We start from the raw sequence: 22,354 nt of genomic DNA, 5'->3' as shown, positions 1-22,354 counted from the left end.
TCAGGCGGAAATAAAAAACGCTATCCATTGAGAGTGCGGTAATTCCCCGCAATCGTCAAATCATTGCTTTTTGTCACTGCGCGCCTGGCGCAGGACTTCATTGATCTGCGGCTGATCGATAGGGCCAGTAATGCGATAACGCAGGATAGATACTTTGTTCCACAGCGGCCCCAGCACTTTACTGGCGGCAAACACCGCGGCGCCGACTATCGGATTTATCACAAACGCTGTCGCAACGCCGACGGTCGCCGAAATTTCCGGGGCCACGACGGCCTGCATATCCAGCCGGCGGCGTACCAGGTCGACCGAGCCTTTCATCGCGATATCCGCCTCGAGGCCATCCACCAGCGTATCATCCGTATTCAGCACGCCATCTTTAATCCATGCCGTGCTGTTGATCGAATCAAAATAGAAGCCTTCGCTGAAGGTATCGCTAAAGTCGAAACGCAGCTTTCGCAGCAGCGCATCGACGCTCAGCAGACGCAACAGCTGCCCGGCATGACCGGTGCTGATGTCGGTAAATTCGCCTTTCCCGAGATGGCTTTTCAGCACCCCATTGAGCGATGCCACGTCTGGCTGCCACGGCGGTGCACGCCAGTGCAAATCGTAATCGACATCGAACGACGACCCTTTCACCGGCGTCGAAATACCGAAAAAGCTGGCGAAGGCATCCGTTTTATTCCCATGGAGTTTACCTTTCAGCGACGTCCGCACGCCGCCCGGGGCATTGACCCATACGCCGTCGGAAGTCAGACGGCCAAAACCGGTATCCACCAGCCCGTTAGCCAGCATCAGGGTATCGCCTTTAATTGAGAAATCACCGTCGATGCGCCCGTATTTTTGCCCCCATAGCCAGCACTCTGCGCAGCGCAGCTGGAGATCCGGCCAACCGCGAAAATCAAGGCGGTTACTGGCAAGCGGGTTCGTCCCGCTGGACGCCTCACCACTCTTCTGAGCGGCAGCCGGGTTGTAATACAGATAGCGAATGGCGGCCTGCCAGGGGGCATTTTGCCGCATTGTCAAAGAGGCGTTAATTTCGCGCCCCTGGGCTTCAACCTTCGAGCCACCGGCATTCGGTTGACTCACCAGGCTCACGTTGTTCCAGCTTTGGCCAGCAAACGTCAGCGACGGCGTGCGCAACGTGATACGTTCCGGGAAGAGAATATTGCTGCTGACTTCATTGACTGCGCCGCCCTGGAAAAGCGCCAGCCACTCCGCGCCATCCATCGCCGGCATATTCAGCTCAACGCCGGCCTGATCCGGCAGCGGAGAAATGGCTTTGCTATCAGAGGTTAAAATCGCCCGATCCAGCGTCAGCTTACGGTTCAACAGCCAGCGGCTGTTGAAATGATTTTTCGCACCAATAGCGCCGGTCAACTCGAAGCTGTTTAACCCGCCTTCAACATTAATTTTCACCGGCAGCGGCTCACCCGCTGTTTTATCGACCGGAGAAGGTAAGTCACTGCTTACATTTTTCAGATCGCCGTTAATATCAACCTTATAGCTCGCATTCCCATGGTACGGCAGCTCAATTGCCACCTTACCGTCCCACGGCACGCTACCGCTAACGGCATCATTGACCGCTTTTGGCAGGAGACCGGTACGCGATGGCTGCCAGCTGGCGTTCATGCCAACGTTGACCAGGAAGGCCTTAGGTCCCTCGGTGGTGGAAAAATCGAGATTCAACGGCTGATTAAACCAGCTGGCTTTCAGGGTCTCGCTCTTCAGATCGCCATTTGTAAAGCTGAACTTACCGGTCAGATCCTTCAGCGTTGTATCAATCGGTTTGATAAACAGGCTGTTATTCACCAGATTAACATCGCCTTTGGCGGTGGTCAGCTCGCCATCCAGCGGAATATCAAGATGTAAGCGAGCGCTCACATTCCCATCCAGTTGTAGCTCATCCAGTGCCGAACCCAGCGTCTCTTTCAGCGGCGTTTCGTTAAAATAGGGTCCGACATCTTTCCCTGGACCGTTGATATCGGCATCAATAAGCAGTTTTTCCCGCGAATAATCCGGGATAACCGCATCAAGGTTGCTGGCGGTGACGTTCCCCAACATGACCTTATCGGCCTTCATCCACAAACCGTTATTGATAAAATCGAGGTTGATATCCAGCCCGGTTAATGCCGGCCAGTCGGGTTGAAAGGCAAAGGTGGCGTTGGTTAATGGCACCGAAACCTGGAACTGGCCTTCGTTATGCAGATACGGGAACAGGTGCGGGTTACCGCCGTAAACCAGGGTGGCGTTGGTTGCCTGCCCGCCTTTTATCGCGCCGCTGAGATAATCCACCAGCTCTTTGCCCATCAGGTTTTCTGGAAAATAGCGCCATGCCTGACCACCGTCATTGGTGCTGATCCCCGCCAGAATCCCCAGCCACGGCTCATCACCCTGCGGCTGTAAATAGCGGAACCCTCCCCGCGCACGTACTCCGGTTGCCTGCACGTCAATGTTGCGCCCGTCAAGCATAAAGCCTTTGTCATTCTTCACCCAACTGAGGGTGGCATCACCTTTGGCAATTTCCAGCGGGGCGCGGAAGACCGTGGCATAAGGCATTTTGGCTTCGCTCATACTGGCGTGCAGCGAGCCGTTCTCCACGCTTCCGGCAGCGCTACCCGAGAAATGTTCGGCCCCCGGCAGCAGCTTCCACTGTTTCCAGGAGAGATCGCTCCAGCTTGCCTGAAAACGGGATTTTTCCGCTGCCTGCAGCGGGATATCCAGCGCCAGCAGATCGATTTTGCCGGCAGGTTGCGTGGTACGCCAGACCTCGCCCAGCTCAGGGGCCAGCTTATCGGCAATCGGTTGCAGCCCGGTCAGGCCATTGAGATCGAGGTGACTGGCGCGGACACGCAGCTCATCGCTGCGCGAGTGGTTATCACCGCCGACATCCTGGGCCGGGATCCACGCCATCGCCAGCGCGCCGCGCGGCCAGGCTTTGCCGTCGATCGAGATCCGGGTATCCGGGATGTCGAAGCCCCAGCCCTGCTTCTCGCGGAAGATATGGGCCGTCAGATTATCCACCGTCAATCGATGGGGCTGACCATCACCCTGCCAGCTGGCGCCGCCCTTCTTCAACCAGACGTCACCGCTGGCGATATCGCCTTTGTCGATAGTCATCCAGCCTTCGAGGCTAAAGCGCGCAGTCTGCAACGCAATATTGTCCTGCATCCAGCGGCCCAGCCACGGCTTCACGTCAATATCATCCGCCTGCAGCCATACGCGCCCTTTGTTCAGCAGGCCATTTTCATCACGCAGATCCATACGTACCTGCATCACCCCATGCTGGCCGTTCAGACTGGAGAGACTCAGTTGCCCTTCTGCACGATGGCGGTTATTCGTATTCAGCCAGGTGAGCTGCGGAACAGCTAATTCCGCACGTTGCCCGGAAATGGTCACGAAACTCAAATGGCTATCGCGCAGAATAAAGTGGTCAAACTGGCGCAGGAAGAGATCGCCAATATGGTCGGTTTTCAGACTCTCGCCGCCATCATTGGTCTGGATTGGCGAATTGGTATGGATTTTCAACTGCCAGAAGGTGAGGTCGCGGAACTGCCAGCGCATGTGCAGCAGACTTTGCCAGACATCCAGCGCCAGAGTGACCCGTTTAACCGAGAGCTGGCCGCCGTCTTTCAGACCCGCGGAGACATCGCGCACGTCGAGCGTCGGGCCAAAGTTTTCCCAGCGGGCCGTTAGCTGTGAAGCATTGACCGGCGAGCCTGAAAGCGCAGAGATTTTTTCCAGCAGCTGCGGGCGCCATGCGTCCAGCTGCGGCAGAACGAGACGCAGGCCGCTCACCAGCAGTGCGACGACAACTGTCAATGTTGCCGCGGTGAGCAGTAATATCCCGGGCAGTCGCCTCACGCCTCTCTCCTTGTCAGACTTTTACACGTCATCCGTCTATTTGCCTCCGCGTCGGCGGCGTTGACTTCCGGGATAAGCCGTCGTTCGGCCATACTCCCGGGTGCCAGAGCAGAAGCAAACCAGATGATTACATCATAACGACATCGAACTGCTCTTGATTATAGAGCGGTTCAATTTGTACTTTGACCTGTTTGCCGACAAAGATTTCGACTTCCGCCAGCGCGTGCGACTCTTCCCCTTTCAGGGTTTCCGCAACCGCAGGAGAAGCATAGACCAGGAAACGATCGGAATCGTAGGCATGATGCACACGCACAATCTCACGCATGATTTCATAGCACACCGTTTCCACCGATTTCACCGTACCGCGTCCGTGGCAGGTAGGGCAATCCTTACACAACACGTGCTCAACGCTTTCACGAGTCCGCTTACGGGTCATCTCTACCAGACCAAGCTGGGAGAAGCCGTTAATACTGGTTTTGACCCGATCTTTACTCAGCGCCTGTTCCAGTGAATGCAACACCCGGCGACGGTGATCTTCATTATTCATATCAATGAAATCAATAATGATAATCCCGCCCAGATTGCGCAGACGCAGCTGGCGGGCAATCGCCTGAGTCGCCTCAATATTGGTATTAAAAATCGTATCGTCGAGATTGCGATGACCGACAAATGCCCCGGTATTGATATCCACGGTGGTCATCGCTTCGGTTTGATCGATAACCAGATAGCCGCCGGATTTCAGCTCCACCTTACGCTCCAGCGCGCGCTGAATTTCGTTCTCCACGTCAAAGAGATCGAAAATCGGCTGACGGCCGCTGTAATGCTCCAGCTTGCTGGTCATTTCCGGCATATATTCGGCGGTAAACTCCACCAGCGATTCATACGTCAGGCGGGAATCGACGCGTATACGGTCCAGATGCTCATCGGCAAAATCACGCAGCACGCGCTGAGCCAGCGCCAGTTCACCGTACAGCTGATAACGGGTCTGCTGACGTTTTTTGCGCTCCATGACCTTCGTCCATACGCGCTTGAGGTAAGCCGCATCGGCGGCTAACTCCTGTTCATGCACCCCTTCCGCGGCGGTACGGATGATAAAACCGCCCTGCTCATCGCAGTAGTCGGCCACCACCTTCTTTAACCGCTCGCGTTCAGCTTCACTCTCGATACGCTGTGACACGCCGACGTGAGAAGCCCCCGGCATAAAGACCAGATAGCGGGAAGGCAGCGTAATGTCCGTCGTCAGGCGGGCGCCTTTGGTGCCGAGCGGATCTTTCACCACCTGAACCATCAGGTCCTGGCCCTGACGAACCAGTTCGGAAATATCGCGCACCGTAAACTGCTTTTGTTCTTCCCCGGCAACGCATTCGGTATGCGGCATAATATCTGACGCGTGCAGAAATGCGGCCTTATCCAGGCCAATATCTACAAAAGCCGCCTGCATCCCCGGCAGTACACGACTGACACGACCTTTGTAGATATTGCCTACGATTCCGCGCCGCGCTTCACGCTCAATATGAATTTCCTGCAGAATACCGCCATCAATGTACGCAACGCGCGTCTCCGATGGCGTTACGTTAACTAATAATTCAGCCGTCATCTTTATCCCTTTTCTTCACGCAGTGAGTTAAAGTTACTCAGCAACTCATACGTTTCTACCAGCGGTAAGCCGACCACGGCGTGATAGCTGCCATTAATCTTCCTGACGAAACAGCCACCCAACCCTTGAATACCGTATGCACCTGCTTTGTCCAGAGGTTCGCCGCTGGCCACATAGCTGGCAATATCCTGATCTGAAAGCAGGCGGAAGGTGACTTCCGTCACCACCAGGCAATCCAGCGTCAACTGCTTATCCGCCAGCGCCACGGCCGTCATGACCTGATGCGTCTTACCGGAGAGCATGCGCAGCATCTCGGCGGCGTGGGCGGCATCGCGCGGTTTTTCCAGCACTTCGCCGTTCAGGATAACAATGGTATCGGCCCCCAGCACCGGCAGATCGCGCGGGGCCAGTGCGACCCCCGCCTGCGCTTTTTCACGCGCCAGACGCGCAACATAATGCCCGGCGCTCTCCTGTGGCAGGCGTCGTTCTTCAATACCGGGAACCAGACGTTCAAAAGATAACCCCAGTTGCGTCAGCAGTTCTTGTCGACGCGGAGAGCCTGAAGCAAGATACAGAGTCGTCATATCAACCTTATTGCACCGCAAATTGCTGACGGACTTTCCGCATCAGCAGGAATAACCATGGCCAGAGCACACCGTTTACTACACTACTCCAGAACACTTCCGGACGGAAAGAGACGTTGATCACTAAAAACTCTGCCCAGAAAACAACGATATCCACAGCAAGGGATAACATCATCACCACCAGCGCCTGCTGCCAGAGCGCCAGATTGCGAAACAGCTGATATTTCAGCGCCACCAGATAAGCGATGATACTTAACGATAGCGCGCGAACGCCGAGTGTCGACCCGCTGATCAGATCAAGGATCGCCCCCATGACGAAACCGGTGCCTACGTTCACCCGATGCGGTAAGGCGAGGATCCAGTAAAGCAGGATCAGGAATACCCAGTTTGGCCGGAAGACGGTCAGGTCCGCCGGCCAGGGCATGACCTGCAGCAATAGCGCGATAAGAAACGAGAGCCAGATAACCCAGCGTCCCTGGCTTCGATAACTTGCCACTATTGCCCCCCTGCAGGCAGAGGTTGCGAAGGCGGCGTCATGCCGGTTGCCGGCGCAGGCATTTGCGGCCCCATGGCATCTGGTGCCGGCAGAACCTGCGGCATCATCTGCATCAGACGTTCATTGGCAACGCGGTGCACCTCTTCCGGCGTCATCGGGTTGGCCCCGTTACGATCGGCTCCCCACAGCAGCAGGAGATAGCGCAGACGCTGCAGACCCGCCGTTGGGCGCGCCTGAATGACCGTATACGCACGCTGCGTGTCGAGCTTCACCGAGGAAACCACGCCGACCGGATAGCCTTCAGGGAAGCGGCCACCGAGACCGGAGGTCACCAGCACATCGCCGACGCGAATATCGGTGTTCGCCGGCAGGTGCTCCAGCTGCAAATCGTCAGTGCACCCGTTACCCGCCGCAATCACGCGAATATCATTGCGCAGAACCTGAATCGGCAACGCATGCGTCGCGTCGCAGATGAGCAGCACGCGGCTGGTTAACTTCGCCACCGCAACGACCTGACCAACCACGCCTTTGTCGCTGATCACCGGCTGGCCTTCGTATACGCCGTTAACGCTGCCCTTATCGATAACAACCTGATCGCTATAAGGATCGTTAACCGTAGAGATGACCTGAGTCACCATTTTTTGCTCATCCTGACGCAGCGGCGAGCCCAGCAGCTCGCGCAGACGCGCGTTCTCCTGTTTATACTGACCCAGCATCAGCAAATCGCTGTTCTTCAGCAGCAGTTCCTGACGCAGCGCGCGGTTTTCCAGTTCGAGCTGATCGCGGGTTGCCAGCGTTTGCGATACGCTGTCCAGCAATTCCCGGGGACCATTTGAGATAAAGTAGAAAGGGCTGACGGCAGTGTCCATGTACGTTCTAATCTGACTGAACGTACCCAGGCGGCTGTCGGCGATAATCACGCCAAGCGCCACCAAAACCGCCAGGATAAGGCGAATCTGTAGCGACGGGCCACGGCTAAAAATTGGCTTCATAGGCTATGCGTATTCTCGTGTCAGTTAAGACCAAGGGTAGCTTTTGAGGCTACCCTGGACCTTCGGCTGACTACTCTTCGCTGAACAAGTCGCCGCCGTGCATGTCGATCATTTCCAGCGCTTTACCGCCGCCACGTGCGACGCAAGTCAGTGGATCTTCTGCAACTACGACAGGAATACCTGTCTCTTCCATCAACAGACGGTCGAGGTTGCGCAGCAGGGCGCCACCGCCAGTCAGAACCATACCACGCTCGGAGATATCGGAAGCCAGCTCCGGCGGACACTGTTCCAGCGCGACCATGACCGCGCTGACGATACCGGTCAGCGGTTCCTGCAGCGCTTCGAGAATTTCGTTCGAGTTCAGGGTAAAGCCGCGTGGCACGCCTTCTGCCAGGTTACGGCCGCGAACTTCGATTTCACGCACTTCATCGCCCGGATACGCCGAACCGATTTCATGCTTAATACGTTCAGCCGTCGCTTCACCGATCAGGGATCCGTAGTTACGACGCACATAATTAATCACGGCTTCATCGAAACGGTCACCACCGATACGAACGGAAGAGGAGTAAACCACGCCGTTCAGGGAGATAACCGCCACTTCGGTGGTACCGCCACCAATATCCACCACCATAGAACCGGTCGCTTCGGAAACCGGTAAGCCCGCGCCAATCGCAGCCGCCATCGGCTCTTCAATCAGGAAGACTTCACGAGCGCCAGCGCCCTGAGCAGATTCACGAATCGCACGACGCTCAACCTGGGTTGCACCGACCGGTACGCACACCAGAACACGCGGGCTTGGACGCATGAAGCTATTGCTATGCACCTGTTTAATAAAGTGTTGGAGCATTTTTTTCGGTGACGAAGAAGTCGGCGATAACGCCGTCTTTCATCGGGCGAATCGCCGCGATATTGCCCGGTGTACGCCCGAGCATCTGCTTCGCTTCATGACCAACAGCAGCGACGCTTTTCGGCGAGCCGGCACGATCCTGACGAATGGCCACAACGGAAGGCTCATTCAATACGATGCCTTGTCCTTTTACATAAATCAGGGTATTCGCGGTACCCAGGTCAATGGACAGGTCATTGGAAAACATGCCACGAAATTTTTTTAACATACTAAGGGATAATCCTGAAAGCTGGGGCGGAAAACAAAATCCGCTTACTTTACCAACCACACGCAGCAGCGACAAGGCGCAAAAATCATCTGCTACGGTGAAAATTAGTGCAGCGCATTTCCTTCGTTACAAATTTACCGGGTCCATTCAGTGGCGAAATCGTCAACAGCGCTCCGCGCCTGAATCTGTAACCCGTCAAAGGTCATTTACTGGCATTTACATTGCGATAATCCGGCAGGTAGACAAGCACACCCCCTTCACTATGGCGCGCGTTATTCTACGTGAAATCACGCTAAACGGCAGATCAAACCGAGTATCTTTGCGAATATTTTTTCACATTTGTGTCAAGTGGCTGTGAGGCGGCAAAAAATTCCCCCTGACCACCCGTGACACCGCACTGAGACAGCACCTGCCATTCACTGCGACTGCGGACGCCGGTTGCAAAAACCTGGACCGGCATGCCCTTACAGGCCTCCACCAGGCTTTGAACCAGCAGCTGGTTCTCACTGCGCTTTTCGATATTGCGCGACAGTCCCTGGTGCAGCTTAATCACTTCGACATCCAACTGCTTGATCCAACTGGTTCCAACCAGCGTTAATCCGGCCTGCACGACGGCAACGCGAATACCCAGGGCATTGACCAGGCGCATTACCGGTTGTAAGCGGCCGATATATTGACAAACATCTGCCTCTGCAAGTTCAAAAATAATCCGTCGACGTTGCGATTTTTCACTCTGCATCAAAGTATCACGCAGCCAGCGCTGAAATCTCGGGCGGATCAATGATTCCACCGTCACCTGCAACGCAAGGTTTTCCTCCGGCCAAAAACTTAAAAATGGCAGTAAGCGCGTGATCTGCAGGCGGTCGTACTCTTCCGCCAGACCAAACTGTTGCACCATTGGCATATATTCTGCCGCGCTCACCTCTTCCTTACCGTCGTACAACCGCGACATCAGTTCACGATGATGGACGCGTCCATCGCGGGTAACGGCCGGCTTCTGGTACAGTCGCGGCCCGCCGCGGCTGAGCATTTGTTCAATCAGCGTACGCCAGCGGACGTTACCGCGCCCTTTCTCCGGTAACGAGTCATCGTAGACTGCCCAGCTATTGCTGCCCTGTAGCACCGCATTGCGCGTCGCAGCCTCGGCGCGTTCCATCACCTGGGCGGTCGTCTGCCCACTGCGGAAAGCGCAAAGACCGATATGCATCATGTCATCGCGGTCAAGAATCCGCGTCGGCGGCAGTGCATCCACCGCTTTTAACAGCAACCCGGCGATGCTATCGGCCTCTTTTAAGGTACGGTGAGGAAGGAGTACGGCAAAATCACTGCGGTGGTAGCGCGCCAGCAGCGCCCCGGGATAGCGCATAATAAAAGTCGACAGCAGGTTGATGAGCGTGAAGTAGTGTTCTTCGGCGGCGGCTCGTCCCCAGTTATCACGTAACAGATCGAACTCCGGCAGGCGGATCATCATCACGATACCGTGCGAACCCACTTTTTCCTGATCTTCCAGCAAAGTTGCCAGCTGATTATCAAAGAACAGACGATTATTCAGCCCGGTTTTCGAGTCTTGCGCCGCATAAGAACGAATCAACGTATCCATACGACTACGCTGATCGCTGGCAAACTGCAGCTCGGAAAGCAGCATATCCAGCGCGCTGCTGGTGCTTGCCGGCCACTCATGTACCGACCCTCGTACCTGCGGCCCGCGTTCGCCGTTGAGGATCCGCGCAGCACGTACCTCCAGCAGCTCCTGACCAGCAAGCTGACGGCGAATCCAGCGCACGGAGAAAAAGATAACCAGAACCATAAGGCCGATAGCTGTCGATAAGGGTCCGGTGATGTGTAGCGAGCGGAAATAATTCACCATCGGGTCGAGGTAGACCACGTGAATCGTCATACCGGGGTGTTTTAACGACGGTACCGTTATTTCACGATACTGATTCTTACTCCCCGGCGGACGATAGCTGTCGCTACGCGAGTGACCGTACACCGGCTTGCCGTTAAGCAGAAAATCGACCTGCACAATCTCCACCGGCGTCATCAACTCATCCATTTGTGGTTCAAGCTTATCGAACGAGGATGAGATCAGGCGGTTATCCAGCATCGTCGCCACAGCCTGGACGCGATTCTCCATCTTCAGCTGGATACCGTTATAAAAACTCAGCGAAGCACCTATAAGCGTGACAAAGATGGTCAGGCTGGTGAGCAGCGTGACAAATGCTGAGAACTTCGTCGTTAATCGCATCCCTGTGTTAACTCCGCGAGTGAATGACCGCCCGATAGATTTTCAGGCACGTGTACTGGCGCTTTACCTAAAGTAAGCGCTAACTTTCTAAAGCGCGAGGCATACTATCAAAGCTGGCGTTTCTGGCAATTTATTGCGTTATATCGGCGTAATAATGTCGATAGCGAGTATAGTCTGCAGAAAATTTTTTCCAATCTTTGTACAAATAAGGACCCGCATATGCAGGCTTTAATATTAGAACAGCAGGATGGTAAAACAATCTCCTCGGTGCAAACCATCGACGCCGACCAGCTGCCGCCGGGCGATGTCACCGTCGATATTCACTGGTCCAGCCTTAACTATAAAGATGCGCTGGCGATCACCGGCAAGGGAAAAATCATCCGCAACTTTCCGATGATTCCTGGCATCGATTTCGCCGGTACCGTTCATTCAAGCGAAGATCCGCGCTTCCACAGCGGCCAGAAAGTGCTGCTGACCGGCTGGGGCGTCGGTGAAAACCACTGGGGCGGTCTGGCCGAACGTGCGCGGGTGAAAGGCGACTGGCTGGTCGCGATGCCGGAAGGTCTTGATGGCCGTAAAGCGATGGCGATCGGTACCGCCGGCTTCACCGCTATGCTGTGCGTCATGGCGTTGGAGGATGCCGGCATCCGTCCGCAGGATGGTGAAATTATTGTCACCGGCGCCAGCGGCGGCGTCGGCAGTACTGCCATTGCGCTGCTACATCAGCTCGGCTATTCGGTCGTCGCAGTCTCTGGCCGCGAAAGTACCCATGAATATCTGAAAAGCCTCGGCGCACAGCGCATTCTCGGTCGCGAAGAGTTTGCCGAAACCCGTCCGCTGGAAAAACAGCTGTGGGCTGGCGCGATTGATACCGTCGGGGACAAGGTGCTGGCGAAGGTGCTGGCGCAGATGAACTATGGCGGCTGCGTCGCCGCCTGTGGTCTGGCCGGGGGCTTCGCGCTGCCAACGACGGTGATGCCGTTTATTCTGCGCAATGTTCGCCTGCAGGGCGTCGATTCCGTCATGACGCCGCCTGCGCGTCGCGCTGAAGCCTGGCAACGTCTGGTGCGTGATCTGCCGGAATCCTTCTATTCTGCGAGCGCCACGGAAATTACGCTCGCAGAGGCCCCGGCATTCGCCGCTAAGATCATGAACAATCAGATCCAGGGGCGGACGCTGGTGAAGATCGCCTAATCTGCAATTTTTCGTGACATATTCGCGATAAATCGCCGCCTCCGTCATGCTTAGGAAAAAGCATGCCGGAGGATGTCATGAAAGCCAAAAAACTCACGGAAGCCGATGTAACGGCAGAGTCCGTATTTATGCTGCAGCGCCGCCAGGTTCTGAAGTCACTCGGGATCACCGCAACGGCCCTTTCTCTTTCCCCCACGGCGCGGGCCGATCTCCTGGACTGGTTTAAAGGTCACGACCGCCCGCCGGCCCCGGCAGGTAAAGCGCTGACGTTTAATAAACCCGCGGAGTGGCAAAGCTCGCTCGCCCTGACGCCGGAAGATAAAGTCACCGGCTATAACAACTTCTATGAATTTGGTCTTGATAAAGCTGACCCCGCGGCCAATGCCGGCAGCCTGCGTACCGATCCCTGGACCCTCACGATTGGCGGAGAAGTGGCCAAACCGCTGACGCTCGATCATGACGACCTGACCCGGCGCTTTCCGCTGGAAGAGCGTATTTACCGGATGCGCTGCGTGGAGGCCTGGTCAATGGTGGTGCCCTGGGTCGGCTTCCCGCTACATAAACTGCTGGCGCTGGTTGAACCCACCAGCAACGCCCGTTTTGTCGCCTTTAAAACTCTGTATGCACCGGACCAGATGCCGGGGCAAAAAGATCGCTTTATCGGCGGGGGGCTGGCTTATCCTTATGTAGAAGGTCTGCGGCTGGATGAAGCCATGCACCCTCTGACGCTGCTGAGCGTCGGCGTTTACGGTAAAGCGCTGCCGCCGCAAAATGGTGCCCCTGTCCGGCTGACCGTCCCATGGAAATACGGTTTTAAAGGTATCAAGTCCATCGTCAGTATCGAGCTGACGCGCGAGCAGCCCCCCACCACCTGGAATCTCGCCGGGCCGGAAGAGTATGGCTTCTACGCTAACGTCAATCCGCACGTCGATCATCCGCGCTGGTCGCAGGCCACAGAGCGTGTTATTGGCTCTGGCGGCGTGCTTGATGTTAAACGCCAGCCGACGCTGCTGTTTAACGGCTATGCTGACGAGGTGGCATCGCTCTATCGGGGACTGAATCTGCGGGAGTATTACTAGTGCGTCTGAACGTAAAACAGATTACCTGGCTGAAGGGGGTACTCCATCTGGCCGGCTTCTTACCCTTTGTCTGGCTCTTCTGGGCCGGACAACAGGGCTACTTTAGCGCCGACCCGGCAAAAGATATCCAGCATTTTACCGGTAGGATGGCTCTTAAATTTTTGCTTGCGACCTTGCTCGTCTCACCGCTCGCGCGCTACGCTAAACAACCTTTGTTGATTCGTACCCGGCGTTTACTCGGGTTGTGGTGCTTTGCCTGGGCAACGCTGCATCTCACCAGCTACACGCTGCTGGAGTTAGGTATCAACAATCTGGCGCTGCTGGGCTCGGAGTTAGTCAGCAGACCTTACCTGACTTTGGGTTTTATCAGCTGGTTGATTTTGCTGGCGCTGGCCGCCACCTCAACACAAGCGCTGCAGAGAAAACTGGGTCGCCGATGGCAAACTTTGCACAACTTCGTCTATCTGGTGGCAATCCTTGCCCCCATTCACTACCTGTGGTCGGTGAAGATTTTATCTCCGCAGCCGGTGATTTATGCCGTGCTGGCCGCATTGCTTTTAGCATGGCGTTACAAGAAGTTCCGTCAGTGGTGGCGATAATCATCGGATATGTGCAGTTTCCCGCAGATCTTTTATCAACCGCGACGCTTTGAACGATAGCGGTTGATAATCTTCCCTGATAAGACCAGTATTTAGCTGCCAAATGCTACGAAATCGTTATAATGTGCGACTTTGGTTTTCCTGACGGGGTTTTCGGGCCCTGAAAAGGTGACAAGCGCGCTTCGAAGGTATATTTTATTTTTTACCCGAGAATGGCAGGAGATAGCCGCACAATGGCTGACAAGTTTCGCATTTTGCTTTTAAACGGACCCAACCTTAACATGCTCGGCACCCGTGAGCCTGAGAAGTATGGCACCCTTAAGCTTTCTGAGATTGTTAACCGTCTGGAATCAGAAGCTTCGGCTCTGAACGTGGCGCTGGATCACCTGCAGTCTAATGCGGAGTTCGCGCTAATCGACCGAATTCATCAGGCTAAAGACACTGTGGACTATATCCTGATTAATCCGGCCGCGTTTACGCACACCAGCGTGGCTATCCGCGATGCATTACTTGCGGTCAGTATCCCGTTTATCGAGATTCACCTGAGCAACGTACATGCACGCGAACCGTTCCGTCACCACTCCTATCTGTCGGATATCGCCTCGGGCGTCATCTGCGGACTCGGTGCGGACGGCTATTCATACGCTTTACAGACGGCGGTAAAACGCCTGTCACAATCACACTAAACAAAGAGTACGGAACCCACTCATGGATATTCGTAAGATTAAAAAGCTGATCGAGCTGGTTGAAGAATCAGGCATCTCCGAACTGGAAATTTCTGAAGGCGAAGAGTCTGTACGCATCAGCCGTGCCGCGCCAAATGCGGGCTACCCGGTCATGCAGCAGGCTTATGCTGCGCCGATGATGCAGGCTCAGGCACCGGTTGCAGCAGCACCGGCCGCCGCTCAGGCAGACGCGCCGGCGAAAGCTGAAATCAGCGGTCACATCGTACGTTCCCCGATGGTCGGTACTTTCTACCGCACCCCGAGCCCGGACGCCAAAGCGTTCGTGGAAGTCGGTCAGAAAGTTAACGTGGGCGACACCCTGTGCATCGTAGAAGCGATGAAAATGATGAACCAGATCGAAGCCGATAAATCCGGCGTGGTGAAAGCCATTCTGATCGAAAGCGGCCAACCGGTAGAATTTGATGAGCCGCTGGTAGTCATCGAGTAACGAGGCGAACATGCTGGATAAAATTGTTATCGCCAACCGAGGCGAGATTGCACTGCGTATCCTGCGTGCCTGTAAAGAACTGGGCATCAAGACCGTCGCTGTGCATTCCACTGCGGATCGCGATTTAAAACACGTACTGTTAGCGGATGAGACGGTCTGTATTGGCCCGGCTCCGTCCGTAAAAAGCTATCTGAATATCCCGGCAATCATCAGCGCAGCGGAAATTACCGGCGCGGTGGCCATCCATCCGGGTTATGGCTTCCTGTCCGAAAACGCCAACTTTGCTGAGCAGGTTGAACGTTCAGGCTTCATCTTCATCGGCCCGAAAGCCGACACCATTCGTCTGATGGGCGATAAAGTGTCTGCGATCACCGCGATGAAGAAAGCGGGCGTACCAACCGTTCCGGGTTCTGACGGCCCGCTGGGCGACGATATGGATGCTAACCGCGCTCATGCAAAACGCATCGGCTATCCGGTTATCATCAAAGCCTCCGGCGGCGGCGGTGGACGCGGTATGCGCGTGGTACGCAGCGATGCTGAACTGGCCCAGTCCATCTCCATGACCAAAGCTGAAGCCAAAGCTGCATTCAGCAACGACATGGTATACATGGAAAAATACCTGGAAAATCCGCGTCACATTGAGATCCAGGTACTGGCTGACGGCCAGGGCAACGCTATCTATCTGGCGGAACGCGACTGCTCCATGCAGCGTCGTCACCAGAAAGTGGTCGAAGAAGCGCCGGCGCCGGGCATTACCCCGGAACTGCGTCGCTACATCGGCGAACGCTGCTCTAAAGCGTGTGTCGACATCGGCTATCGCGGCGCAGGCACCTTTGAGTTCCTGTTTGAAAACGGTGAGTTCTACTTCATTGAAATGAACACCCGTATTCAGGTTGAGCATCCGGTAACCGAAATGATTACCGGCGTTGACCTGATCAAAGAACAGCTGCGTATCGCTGCTGGCCAGCCGCTCTCCATCAAGCAAGAAGAAGTCCAGGTTCGTGGCCATGCGGTGGAATGCCGTATCAACGCCGAAGACCCGAACACCTTCCTGCCGAGCCCGGGTAAAATTACCCGCTTCCACGCGCCAGGCGGTTTCGGCGTACGCTGGGAGTCTCATATCTACGCAGGCTACACCGTACCTCCGTACTATGACTCAATGATTGGTAAGCTGATTTGTTACGGCGAAAACCGTGATGTCGCGATTTCACGCATGAAAAATGCGCTGCAGGAGCTGATCATCGACGGCATCAAAACCAACGTCGATCTGCAGATTCGCATTATGAATGACGAGCATTTCCAGCATGGTGGAACCAACATCCACTATCTGGAGAAAAAACTCGGTTTACAGGAAAAATAATCCTGTATTCGCAGCAAAAGGCCGGATTATCCGGCCTTTTTTCTTTTTCTCTCCCCTTGCCAGCCCCTTAAGGTACAATCCCCGCTTTAAATTGACCCCGGGAGCCTTATGGACGCGCGTTTTGTTCAGGCCCACAAAGAAGCCCGCTGGGCGTTGTGGCTTACCCTCCTCTATCTTGCAGCATGGTTAGCAAGTGCTTACATTCCTGGTTCTCAGCAGGGCTTTACCGGCCTGCCGCGCTGGTTTGAAATGGCTTGTCTGTTGATCCCGCTGATTTTCATTCTGCTGTGCTGGGCGATGGTGAAGTTTATCTACCGCGATATTCCGCTGGAGGATGATGATGCAGCCTGAAGTGATCCTGCCGCTTATTGCCTACCTGCTGGTGGTGTTTGGCCTGTCGATTTATGCGATGCGCAAGCGCTCGACCGGGGCATTCCTTAACGAGTATTTTCTCGGCAGCCGTTCTATGGGCGGCTTCGTGCTGGCCATGACCCTGACGGCCACCTACATCAGCGCCAGTTCGTTCATAGGCGGCCCGGGTGCGGCATATAAATACGGGCTCGGATGGGTACTGCTGGCGATGATCCAGCTGCCTGCCGTGTGGCTGTCGCTAGGGGTACTGGGGAAAAAATTCGCTATTCTGGCCCGCCGGTATAACGCGGTAACGCTCAACGATATGTTGTTCGCCCGCTATCAGAGCCGTCTGCTGGTATGGCTGGCGAGCCTCAGTCTGCTGGTTGCGTTTATCGGTGCGATGACCGTGCAGTTTATCGGCGGCGCGCGACTGCTGGAAACCGCCGCAGGCATCCCTTACGAAACCGGTTTGCTGATTTTCGGTATCAGTATCGCGCTCTACACCGCTTTCGGCGGCTTCCGCGCCAGCGTGTTGAATGATGCGATGCAGGGTCTGGTGATGCTGATAGGCACCATCGTGCTGCTCGTCGGTATCGTTCATGCTGCGGGTGGCCTGAGCATGGCGGTGCAGACCCTGGAACATATCGATCCGAAGCTGGTTTCTCCCCAGGGAGCGGACGATATTCTGTCACCGACTTTTATGACCTCTTTCTGGGTCCTGGTCTGCTTTGGCGTTATCGGTCTACCGCATACGGCGGTGCGCTGTATCTCCTATAAAGACAGTAAGGCGGTGCACCGCGGGATTATTCTCGGCACCATCGTGGTCGCTATCCTGATGTTTGGCATGCATCTCGCCGGAGCGCTGGGTCGCGCGGTGATCCCGGATCTGACCATCCCGGATCTGGTCATCCCGACGCTGATGGTGAAAGTACTGCCGCCGTTTGCCGCCGGGATCTTCCTTGCCGCGCCAATGGCGGCGATCATGTCGACGATCAATGCGCAGTTATTGCAGAGTTCCGCTACGATCATTAAGGATTTATACCTGAACCTGCACCCGGAACAGCTGGATAACGAGAAACGCCTGAAGCGGATGTCGGCGATGATCACGCTGATCCTCGGCGCGCTGCTGTTGCTGGCCGCATGGCGTCCGCCAGAGATGATCATCTGGCTGAACCTGCTCGCCTTTGGCGGGCTGGAAGCGGTCTTCCTGTGGCCACTGGTTCTGGGCCTGTACTGGGAGCGCGCCAACGCGGCGGGAGCCCTGAGCGCGATGATCGTCGGCGGCGTGCTGTATGCCGTGCTCGCCACCCTGAAAATTCAGTACCTGGGCTTTCATCCTATCGTGCCCTCGCTGCTGCTAAGTTTGCTGGCTTTTGTGGTGGGCAACCGTTTTGGTCAGCCCGTTCCACCAGCCCCTGTTATGACTACTGACAAATAAAGAGTTTTGCTATGCCATGGATCCAATTGAAACTGAATACCACCGGCGCACATGCTGAAGACCTCAGCGACGCGCTAATGGAGGCCGGCGCGGTCTCCATCACTTTCCAGGATACCCACGATACGCCGGTATTCGAGCCGCTGCCGGGTGAAACTCGCCTGTGGGGAGACACCGATGTTATCGGCCTGTTCGATGCTGAAAGCGATATGCATGACGTGGTGGCTATCCTAGAGCAGCATCCGCTGCTGGGCGCCGGTTTCACCCATAAAATCGAGCAGCTGGAAGATAAAGACTGGGAACGTGAATGGATGGACAATTTCCACCCAATGCGTTTCGGCGAACGGCTGTGGATTTGCCCAAGCTGGCGCGAAGTACCGGATGCAAACGCAGTCAACGTGATGCTCGACCCGGGCCTGGCGTTTGGTACCGGCACGCACCCGACCACCTCGCTCTGTCTGCAATGGCTGGACGGACTGGATCTGACGGGTAAAACGATTATCGATTTCGGCTGCGGTTCGGGCATTCTGGCGATTGCAGCGCTGAAGCTGGGTGCCGCAAAAGCTGTCGGTATTGATATCGACCCGCAGGCAATTCAGGCCAGCCGTGATAATGCCGAGCGTAACGGTGTCTCCGATCGTCTGGAGCTCTATTTACCGCAGGATCAGCCAGAAGCGCTCAGCGCCGATGTGGTGGTCGCCAACATCCTGGCAGGGCCATTACGTGAGCTGGCCCCGTTAATCAGCGTGCTGCCCGTTTCAGGCGGTTTGCTGGGCCTTTCCGGTATTCTCGCCAGCCAGGCGGAAAGCGTCTGCGAAGCCTATGCCGATCGCTTTACCCTCGACCCGGTGGTGGAGAAAGAAGAGTGGTGTCGGATCACCGGCCGCAGAAAGTAACTCTGGAATGCGGCCTGCGGGCCGCTTTTTTGTTTCCAGTAACCGCTGAATGACGTCAAGAAATGGGAGCCAGATCGCATTACGATGCGCTTTTTTGACTACAAAAACAGCGTTTTATGCCGTTAACAGTGCCCTTTTTCTAAGAAAAATCGAGAAGTTTTGCGATTTTATAAATGGACACAAATTATCCACCACCGATTAAGGTGATGATTAATATGATAATTTATCCATCTCTTTTCTATCGATGTGGGATTCATTGATCTGTGACAGAGGATTGCTCAAAGTTTGGCCTTTCATCTCGTGCAAAAAATGCGTAATATACGCCGCCTTGCAGTCACAGTATGGTCATTTCTTAACTCATGCGCATCGGACACTATCAGCTCAGAAATCGCCTGATCGCAGCGCCTATGGCTGGCATTACTGACAGACCATTCAGGACGCTGTGCTACGAGATGGGAGCAGGTTTAACCGTTTCCGAGATGATGTCCTCCAACCCGCAGGTTTGGGAGAGCGACAAATCCCGTTTACGGATGGTGCACGTGGATGAGCCCGGTATTCGTACCGTGCAAATCGCCGGTAGCGTACCGGAAGAGATGGCCGCAGCCGCCCGTATTAACGTGGAAAGCGGTGCCCAGATTATTGATATTAATATGGGGTGCCCGGCGAAAAAGGTGAATCGCAAGCTCGCAGGTTCAGCCCTCTTGCAGTATCCCGATCAGGTGAAGTTAATCCTGACGGCGGTCGTCAAGGCAGTGGACGTTCCCGTGACACTCAAGATTCGCACCGGTTGGGAGCCGGAACACCGTAACTGTGTAGAAATTGCCCAACTGGCTGAAGAGTGTGGCATTCAGGCTCTGACTATTCACGGACGCACCCGCGCCTGTTTGTTTAACGGAGACGCTGAATACGACAGTATTCGGGCAGTTAAGCAGAAAGTTTCCATTCCGGTTATCGCGAATGGTGACATTACTGACCCGCTTAAAGCCAGAGCTGTGCTCGACTATACGGGGGCTGATGCCCTTATGATAGGCCGCGCAGCTCAGGGAAGACCCTGGATCTTTCGGGAAATCCAGCATTATCTGGACACTGGGGAGCTGCTGCCCCCGCTGCCATTGGCAGAGGTTAAGCGTTTGCTTTGCGCGCATGTTCGGGAATTGCATGACTTTTATGGCCAGGCAAAAGGGTACCGAATTGCACGTAAACACGTCTCCTGGTATCTACAGGAGCACGCCCCAAATGACCAGTTTCGGCGCACATTCAACGCCATAGAGGATGCCAGCGATCAGCTGGAGGCGTTGGAGGCATACTTCGAAAATTTTGCGTAAACAGAAATAAAGAGCTGACAGAACTATGTTCGAACAACGCGTAAATTCTGACGTACTGACCGTTTCTACCGTTAACTCTCAGGATCAGGTAACTCAAAAACCCCTGCGTGACTCGGTTAAACAGGCACTGAAGAACTATTTTGCTCAACTGAATGGTCAGGATGTGAATGACCTGTATGAGCTAGTACTGGCTGAAGTTGAACAGCCCCTGTTGGACATGGTGATGCAATACACCCGTGGTAACCAGACCCGTGCGGCCCTGATGATGGGCATCAACCGCGGTACTCTGCGTAAGAAACTGAAAAAATACGGCATGAACTGATACTAATCAGTTAATTGCTTGTTATAAAAGGCGCTCTTCGGCATGGGGAAGCGCCTTTTTATTATCTGACATATCGAATTTCTCCGGCTGCCAGGGCGGATATCGGTATTTCGCATCGCTGAAGTGCAGATCACTGCTCAGCAGCATGACTCTGCAATGCCACTTTGCCAAAGAGAGTAATCTCAAATCCGGGCAGCCGTTTTATCAAATCACACCTGCCAGACCGTATACCCGAACGTAATAGAAAATGAAGCGAAAGCAAAGTCGCTGCGTATCTCTCTCCTGTCCGCGCGTTAAGCACTATCACAACTTAATATATCAGCCGGGGGGGAATGAGACTCCTGTGCCTGCCTCCTGGCCATTATTGAACTCGCCAGGGCTACCAGTTTTAACTTTAAGCTTATCAATCGGGTGACCAGACTCATAGCGTACTGACACAGTACCTGCAATCAAATCCGGCCCCGCCACCGCCAGTGCGCATACGATCAAACGGGCTTGAGAACACACCCCCATCTCCGGTTCGATATGTACCTGGAAAAGACCTTGCTCTCAGGTTGCGACAAAACCCTCTCTGATGCACCAGGAACGCATTGATGGCCTGCCTCAATGGAGATTTCATGTGGGCCCTGGCATCCTGTTGTAGTGGCTTCTGTGGCTGCATAGCTGGGGCGGCATTTGGCCCTGATGTTAAGTCACGACCAATAAGCGGGGTAGAAAATACCGCCGACATAAGTAAGCACTTCGTTTACACGCAGGTTTCGCTTCACACTTTTTCGCCCGGCAACCAATATACGGATATGTTAAAAATCAATTTGTTATATTATCGGCCGACTAATAATATGGCTCTTACTTCTCTTTCGTTATTTTATTCTGCATATTTTCCTCATAATCCCAGCGCGATCTCCACGATATTTACCCTGAACATAAATTGATATTATTTCGGCCGCTGACCTTGATATTGTCGATGGTAAAATAGGCTATTCCGTCATATATCGACAGCGGTACAACCCGACGGATTATTCAGAGGCCTACCATGAACAAATTTATTTTAGTGACGCTGCTGACGACGCTGCTCGCCGGCTGTGCCCACGACTCCCCCTGCGTACCAGTCTATGATTCTCAGGGGCGATTAGTCCATACTAATACCTGTATGAAAGGGACCACTCAGGATAACTGGGAGACAGCAGGCGCCATTGCAGGAGGTGCCGCAGCCGTTGCAGGCCTGACACTGGGTATTGTGGCCCTGACCCGCTAATTTTTATCCTGGAAGCATGCAGAAACTGCAGCTAAAACAAAGGGCCCAGTCGAAGACTGAGCCCTTTTTAGTTTAATAGCCGTTCGTTTATCAGAATATTTGTGGCGACTATACTGGCCTGGCCGGGAGATATCTCGCTACTGTACAGTATCTCCGCGTGGTGCTGAAAATCAGAAAAGCAAAAAGGCCCAGTCTTTCGACTGAGCCTTCTGCTTTATTTGATGCCTGGCAATTCCCTACTCTCACATGGGGAGACCCCACACTACCATCGGCGCTACGGCGTTTCACTTCTGAGTTCGGCATGGGGTCAGGTGGGACCACCGCGCTCTCGTCGCCAGGCAAATTCTTTCTAAGTGCCGAACTTTAACCTAAAAACTGGTGCTGATACCCAGAGTCGAACTGGGGACCTCACCCTTACCAAGGGTGCGCTCTACCAACTGAGCCATATCAGCACGCTAAATTTGATGCCTGG

General features: G+C 54.7%; 18 protein-coding genes, 1 tRNA gene, 1 rRNA gene and 1 pseudogene. 12 read left to right on the top strand and 9 right to left on the bottom strand.

Going from position 1 to position 22,354, the window contains the following annotated elements; all coding sequences use genetic code 11:
- Positions 1–60: 60 nt before the first annotated feature.
- From yhdP to csrD, 7 genes and pseudogenes are all read right to left on the bottom strand, one after another.
- Entirely contained in the window at positions 61–3,861 is a 3,801-nt protein-coding gene (gene yhdP, locus GRPL_RS18745; protein ID WP_032698720.1) for an AsmA2 domain-containing protein YhdP, read from the bottom strand.
- A gap of 127 nt (positions 3,862–3,988) precedes the next feature.
- Positions 3,989–5,458, bottom strand: a complete 1,470-nt coding sequence (rng, locus tag GRPL_RS18750; protein WP_032690542.1) for a ribonuclease G — start codon at positions 5,456–5,458, stop codon at positions 3,989–3,991.
- 2 nt (positions 5,459–5,460) lie between these two features.
- Positions 5,461–6,042: a Maf family protein gene (locus GRPL_RS18755; protein ID WP_032690541.1), complete on the bottom strand. Its 582-nt coding sequence runs from the start codon at positions 6,040–6,042 to the stop codon at positions 5,461–5,463.
- A gap of 7 nt (positions 6,043–6,049) precedes the next feature.
- A complete protein-coding gene (gene mreD, locus GRPL_RS18760) occupies positions 6,050–6,538 on the bottom strand; it encodes a rod shape-determining protein MreD (protein ID WP_004868276.1) in 489 nt (162 codons plus the stop codon).
- The gene (mreC, locus tag GRPL_RS18765) at positions 6,538–7,530 is read right to left on the bottom strand and encodes a rod shape-determining protein MreC (protein ID WP_032690540.1); all 993 of its coding nucleotides are present in this window, start codon (positions 7,528–7,530) and stop codon (positions 6,538–6,540) included. The genes mreD and mreC overlap by 1 nt, the downstream gene beginning before the upstream one ends.
- A gap of 70 nt (positions 7,531–7,600) precedes the next feature.
- Positions 7,601–8,645, bottom strand: a pseudogene (gene mreB / locus GRPL_RS0125560) (rod shape-determining protein MreB).
- Positions 8,646–8,949: 304 nt separating this feature from the next.
- Complete coding sequence (csrD, locus tag GRPL_RS18770; RefSeq protein ID WP_032690539.1) at positions 8,950–10,890, bottom strand: RNase E specificity factor CsrD; 1,941 nt, start codon at positions 10,888–10,890, stop codon at positions 8,950–8,952.
- A 219-nt stretch (positions 10,891–11,109) separates the two neighbouring features.
- Between csrD and acuI the strand changes: the two genes are divergently transcribed.
- The 12 genes from acuI (at position 11,110) to GRPL_RS18830 (ending at position 21,882) form a co-directional block, all read left to right on the top strand.
- Complete coding sequence (acuI, locus tag GRPL_RS18775; RefSeq protein WP_032690538.1) at positions 11,110–12,084, top strand: acrylyl-CoA reductase (NADPH); 975 nt, start codon at positions 11,110–11,112, stop codon at positions 12,082–12,084.
- A 77-nt stretch (positions 12,085–12,161) separates the two neighbouring features.
- A complete protein-coding gene (gene msrP, locus GRPL_RS18780; RefSeq protein ID WP_032697416.1) occupies positions 12,162–13,163 on the top strand; it encodes a protein-methionine-sulfoxide reductase catalytic subunit MsrP in 1,002 nt (333 codons plus the stop codon).
- Positions 13,163–13,762 (top strand): protein-methionine-sulfoxide reductase heme-binding subunit MsrQ, encoded by a 600-nt coding sequence (gene msrQ / locus GRPL_RS18785; protein ID WP_032698719.1) that lies wholly within the window; start codon positions 13,163–13,165, stop codon positions 13,760–13,762. Before msrP ends, msrQ begins: the two co-directional genes overlap by 1 nt.
- 233 nt (positions 13,763–13,995) lie before the next feature.
- Entirely contained in the window at positions 13,996–14,448 is a 453-nt protein-coding gene (aroQ, locus tag GRPL_RS18790) for a type II 3-dehydroquinate dehydratase (RefSeq protein ID WP_004868300.1), read from the top strand.
- 22 nt (positions 14,449–14,470) lie between these two features.
- Positions 14,471–14,935, top strand: a complete 465-nt coding sequence (gene accB, locus GRPL_RS18795) for an acetyl-CoA carboxylase biotin carboxyl carrier protein (protein WP_032690535.1) — start codon at positions 14,471–14,473, stop codon at positions 14,933–14,935.
- A 10-nt stretch (positions 14,936–14,945) separates the two neighbouring features.
- On the top strand, positions 14,946–16,295 hold the full coding sequence (gene accC / locus GRPL_RS18800) for an acetyl-CoA carboxylase biotin carboxylase subunit (RefSeq protein WP_004868303.1): 1,350 nt from the start codon (positions 14,946–14,948) through the stop codon (positions 16,293–16,295).
- A gap of 108 nt (positions 16,296–16,403) precedes the next feature.
- Positions 16,404–16,646 carry a YhdT family protein gene (locus GRPL_RS18805; protein ID WP_004868304.1) on the top strand — a complete coding sequence of 81 codons (243 nt, stop codon included), beginning with the start codon at positions 16,404–16,406 and terminating at the stop codon, positions 16,644–16,646.
- Positions 16,636–18,087, top strand: a complete 1,452-nt coding sequence (gene panF, locus GRPL_RS18810; protein ID WP_032690534.1) for a sodium/pantothenate symporter — start codon at positions 16,636–16,638, stop codon at positions 18,085–18,087. The genes GRPL_RS18805 and panF overlap by 11 nt, the downstream gene beginning before the upstream one ends.
- Positions 18,088–18,098: 11 nt before the next feature.
- Positions 18,099–18,980, top strand: coding sequence for a 50S ribosomal protein L11 methyltransferase (prmA, locus tag GRPL_RS18815; RefSeq protein WP_032698717.1), 882 nt, complete (start codon positions 18,099–18,101; stop codon positions 18,978–18,980).
- 359 nt (positions 18,981–19,339) lie between these two features.
- Positions 19,340–20,305: a tRNA dihydrouridine synthase DusB gene (dusB, locus tag GRPL_RS18820; protein WP_032690532.1), complete on the top strand. Its 966-nt coding sequence runs from the start codon at positions 19,340–19,342 to the stop codon at positions 20,303–20,305.
- A 25-nt stretch (positions 20,306–20,330) separates the two neighbouring features.
- The gene (fis, locus tag GRPL_RS18825; protein ID WP_000462905.1) at positions 20,331–20,627 is read left to right on the top strand and encodes a DNA-binding transcriptional regulator Fis; all 297 of its coding nucleotides are present in this window, start codon (positions 20,331–20,333) and stop codon (positions 20,625–20,627) included.
- 1,033 nt (positions 20,628–21,660) lie between these two features.
- On the top strand, positions 21,661–21,882 hold the full coding sequence (locus GRPL_RS18830; protein ID WP_032690531.1) for a hypothetical protein: 222 nt from the start codon (positions 21,661–21,663) through the stop codon (positions 21,880–21,882).
- Positions 21,883–22,105: 223 nt separating this feature from the next.
- On the opposite strand, the gene rrf is transcribed toward GRPL_RS18830, so the two are convergent.
- Both rrf and GRPL_RS18840 read right to left on the bottom strand, forming a co-directional pair.
- A 5S ribosomal RNA gene (rrf, locus tag GRPL_RS18835) occupies positions 22,106–22,221 on the bottom strand.
- Between the two features lie 37 nt (positions 22,222–22,258).
- A tRNA-Thr gene (locus tag GRPL_RS18840) sits at positions 22,259–22,334 on the bottom strand.
- Positions 22,335–22,354: the final 20 nt, after the last annotated feature.

The organism is Klebsiella planticola ATCC 33531, from assembly GCF_000735435.1.
Lineage (GTDB): Bacteria > Pseudomonadota > Gammaproteobacteria > Enterobacterales > Enterobacteriaceae > Klebsiella > Klebsiella planticola.
Note: the sequence above shows the minus strand (reverse complement) of the source record. Positions and strands in the feature narration are given on the sequence as shown.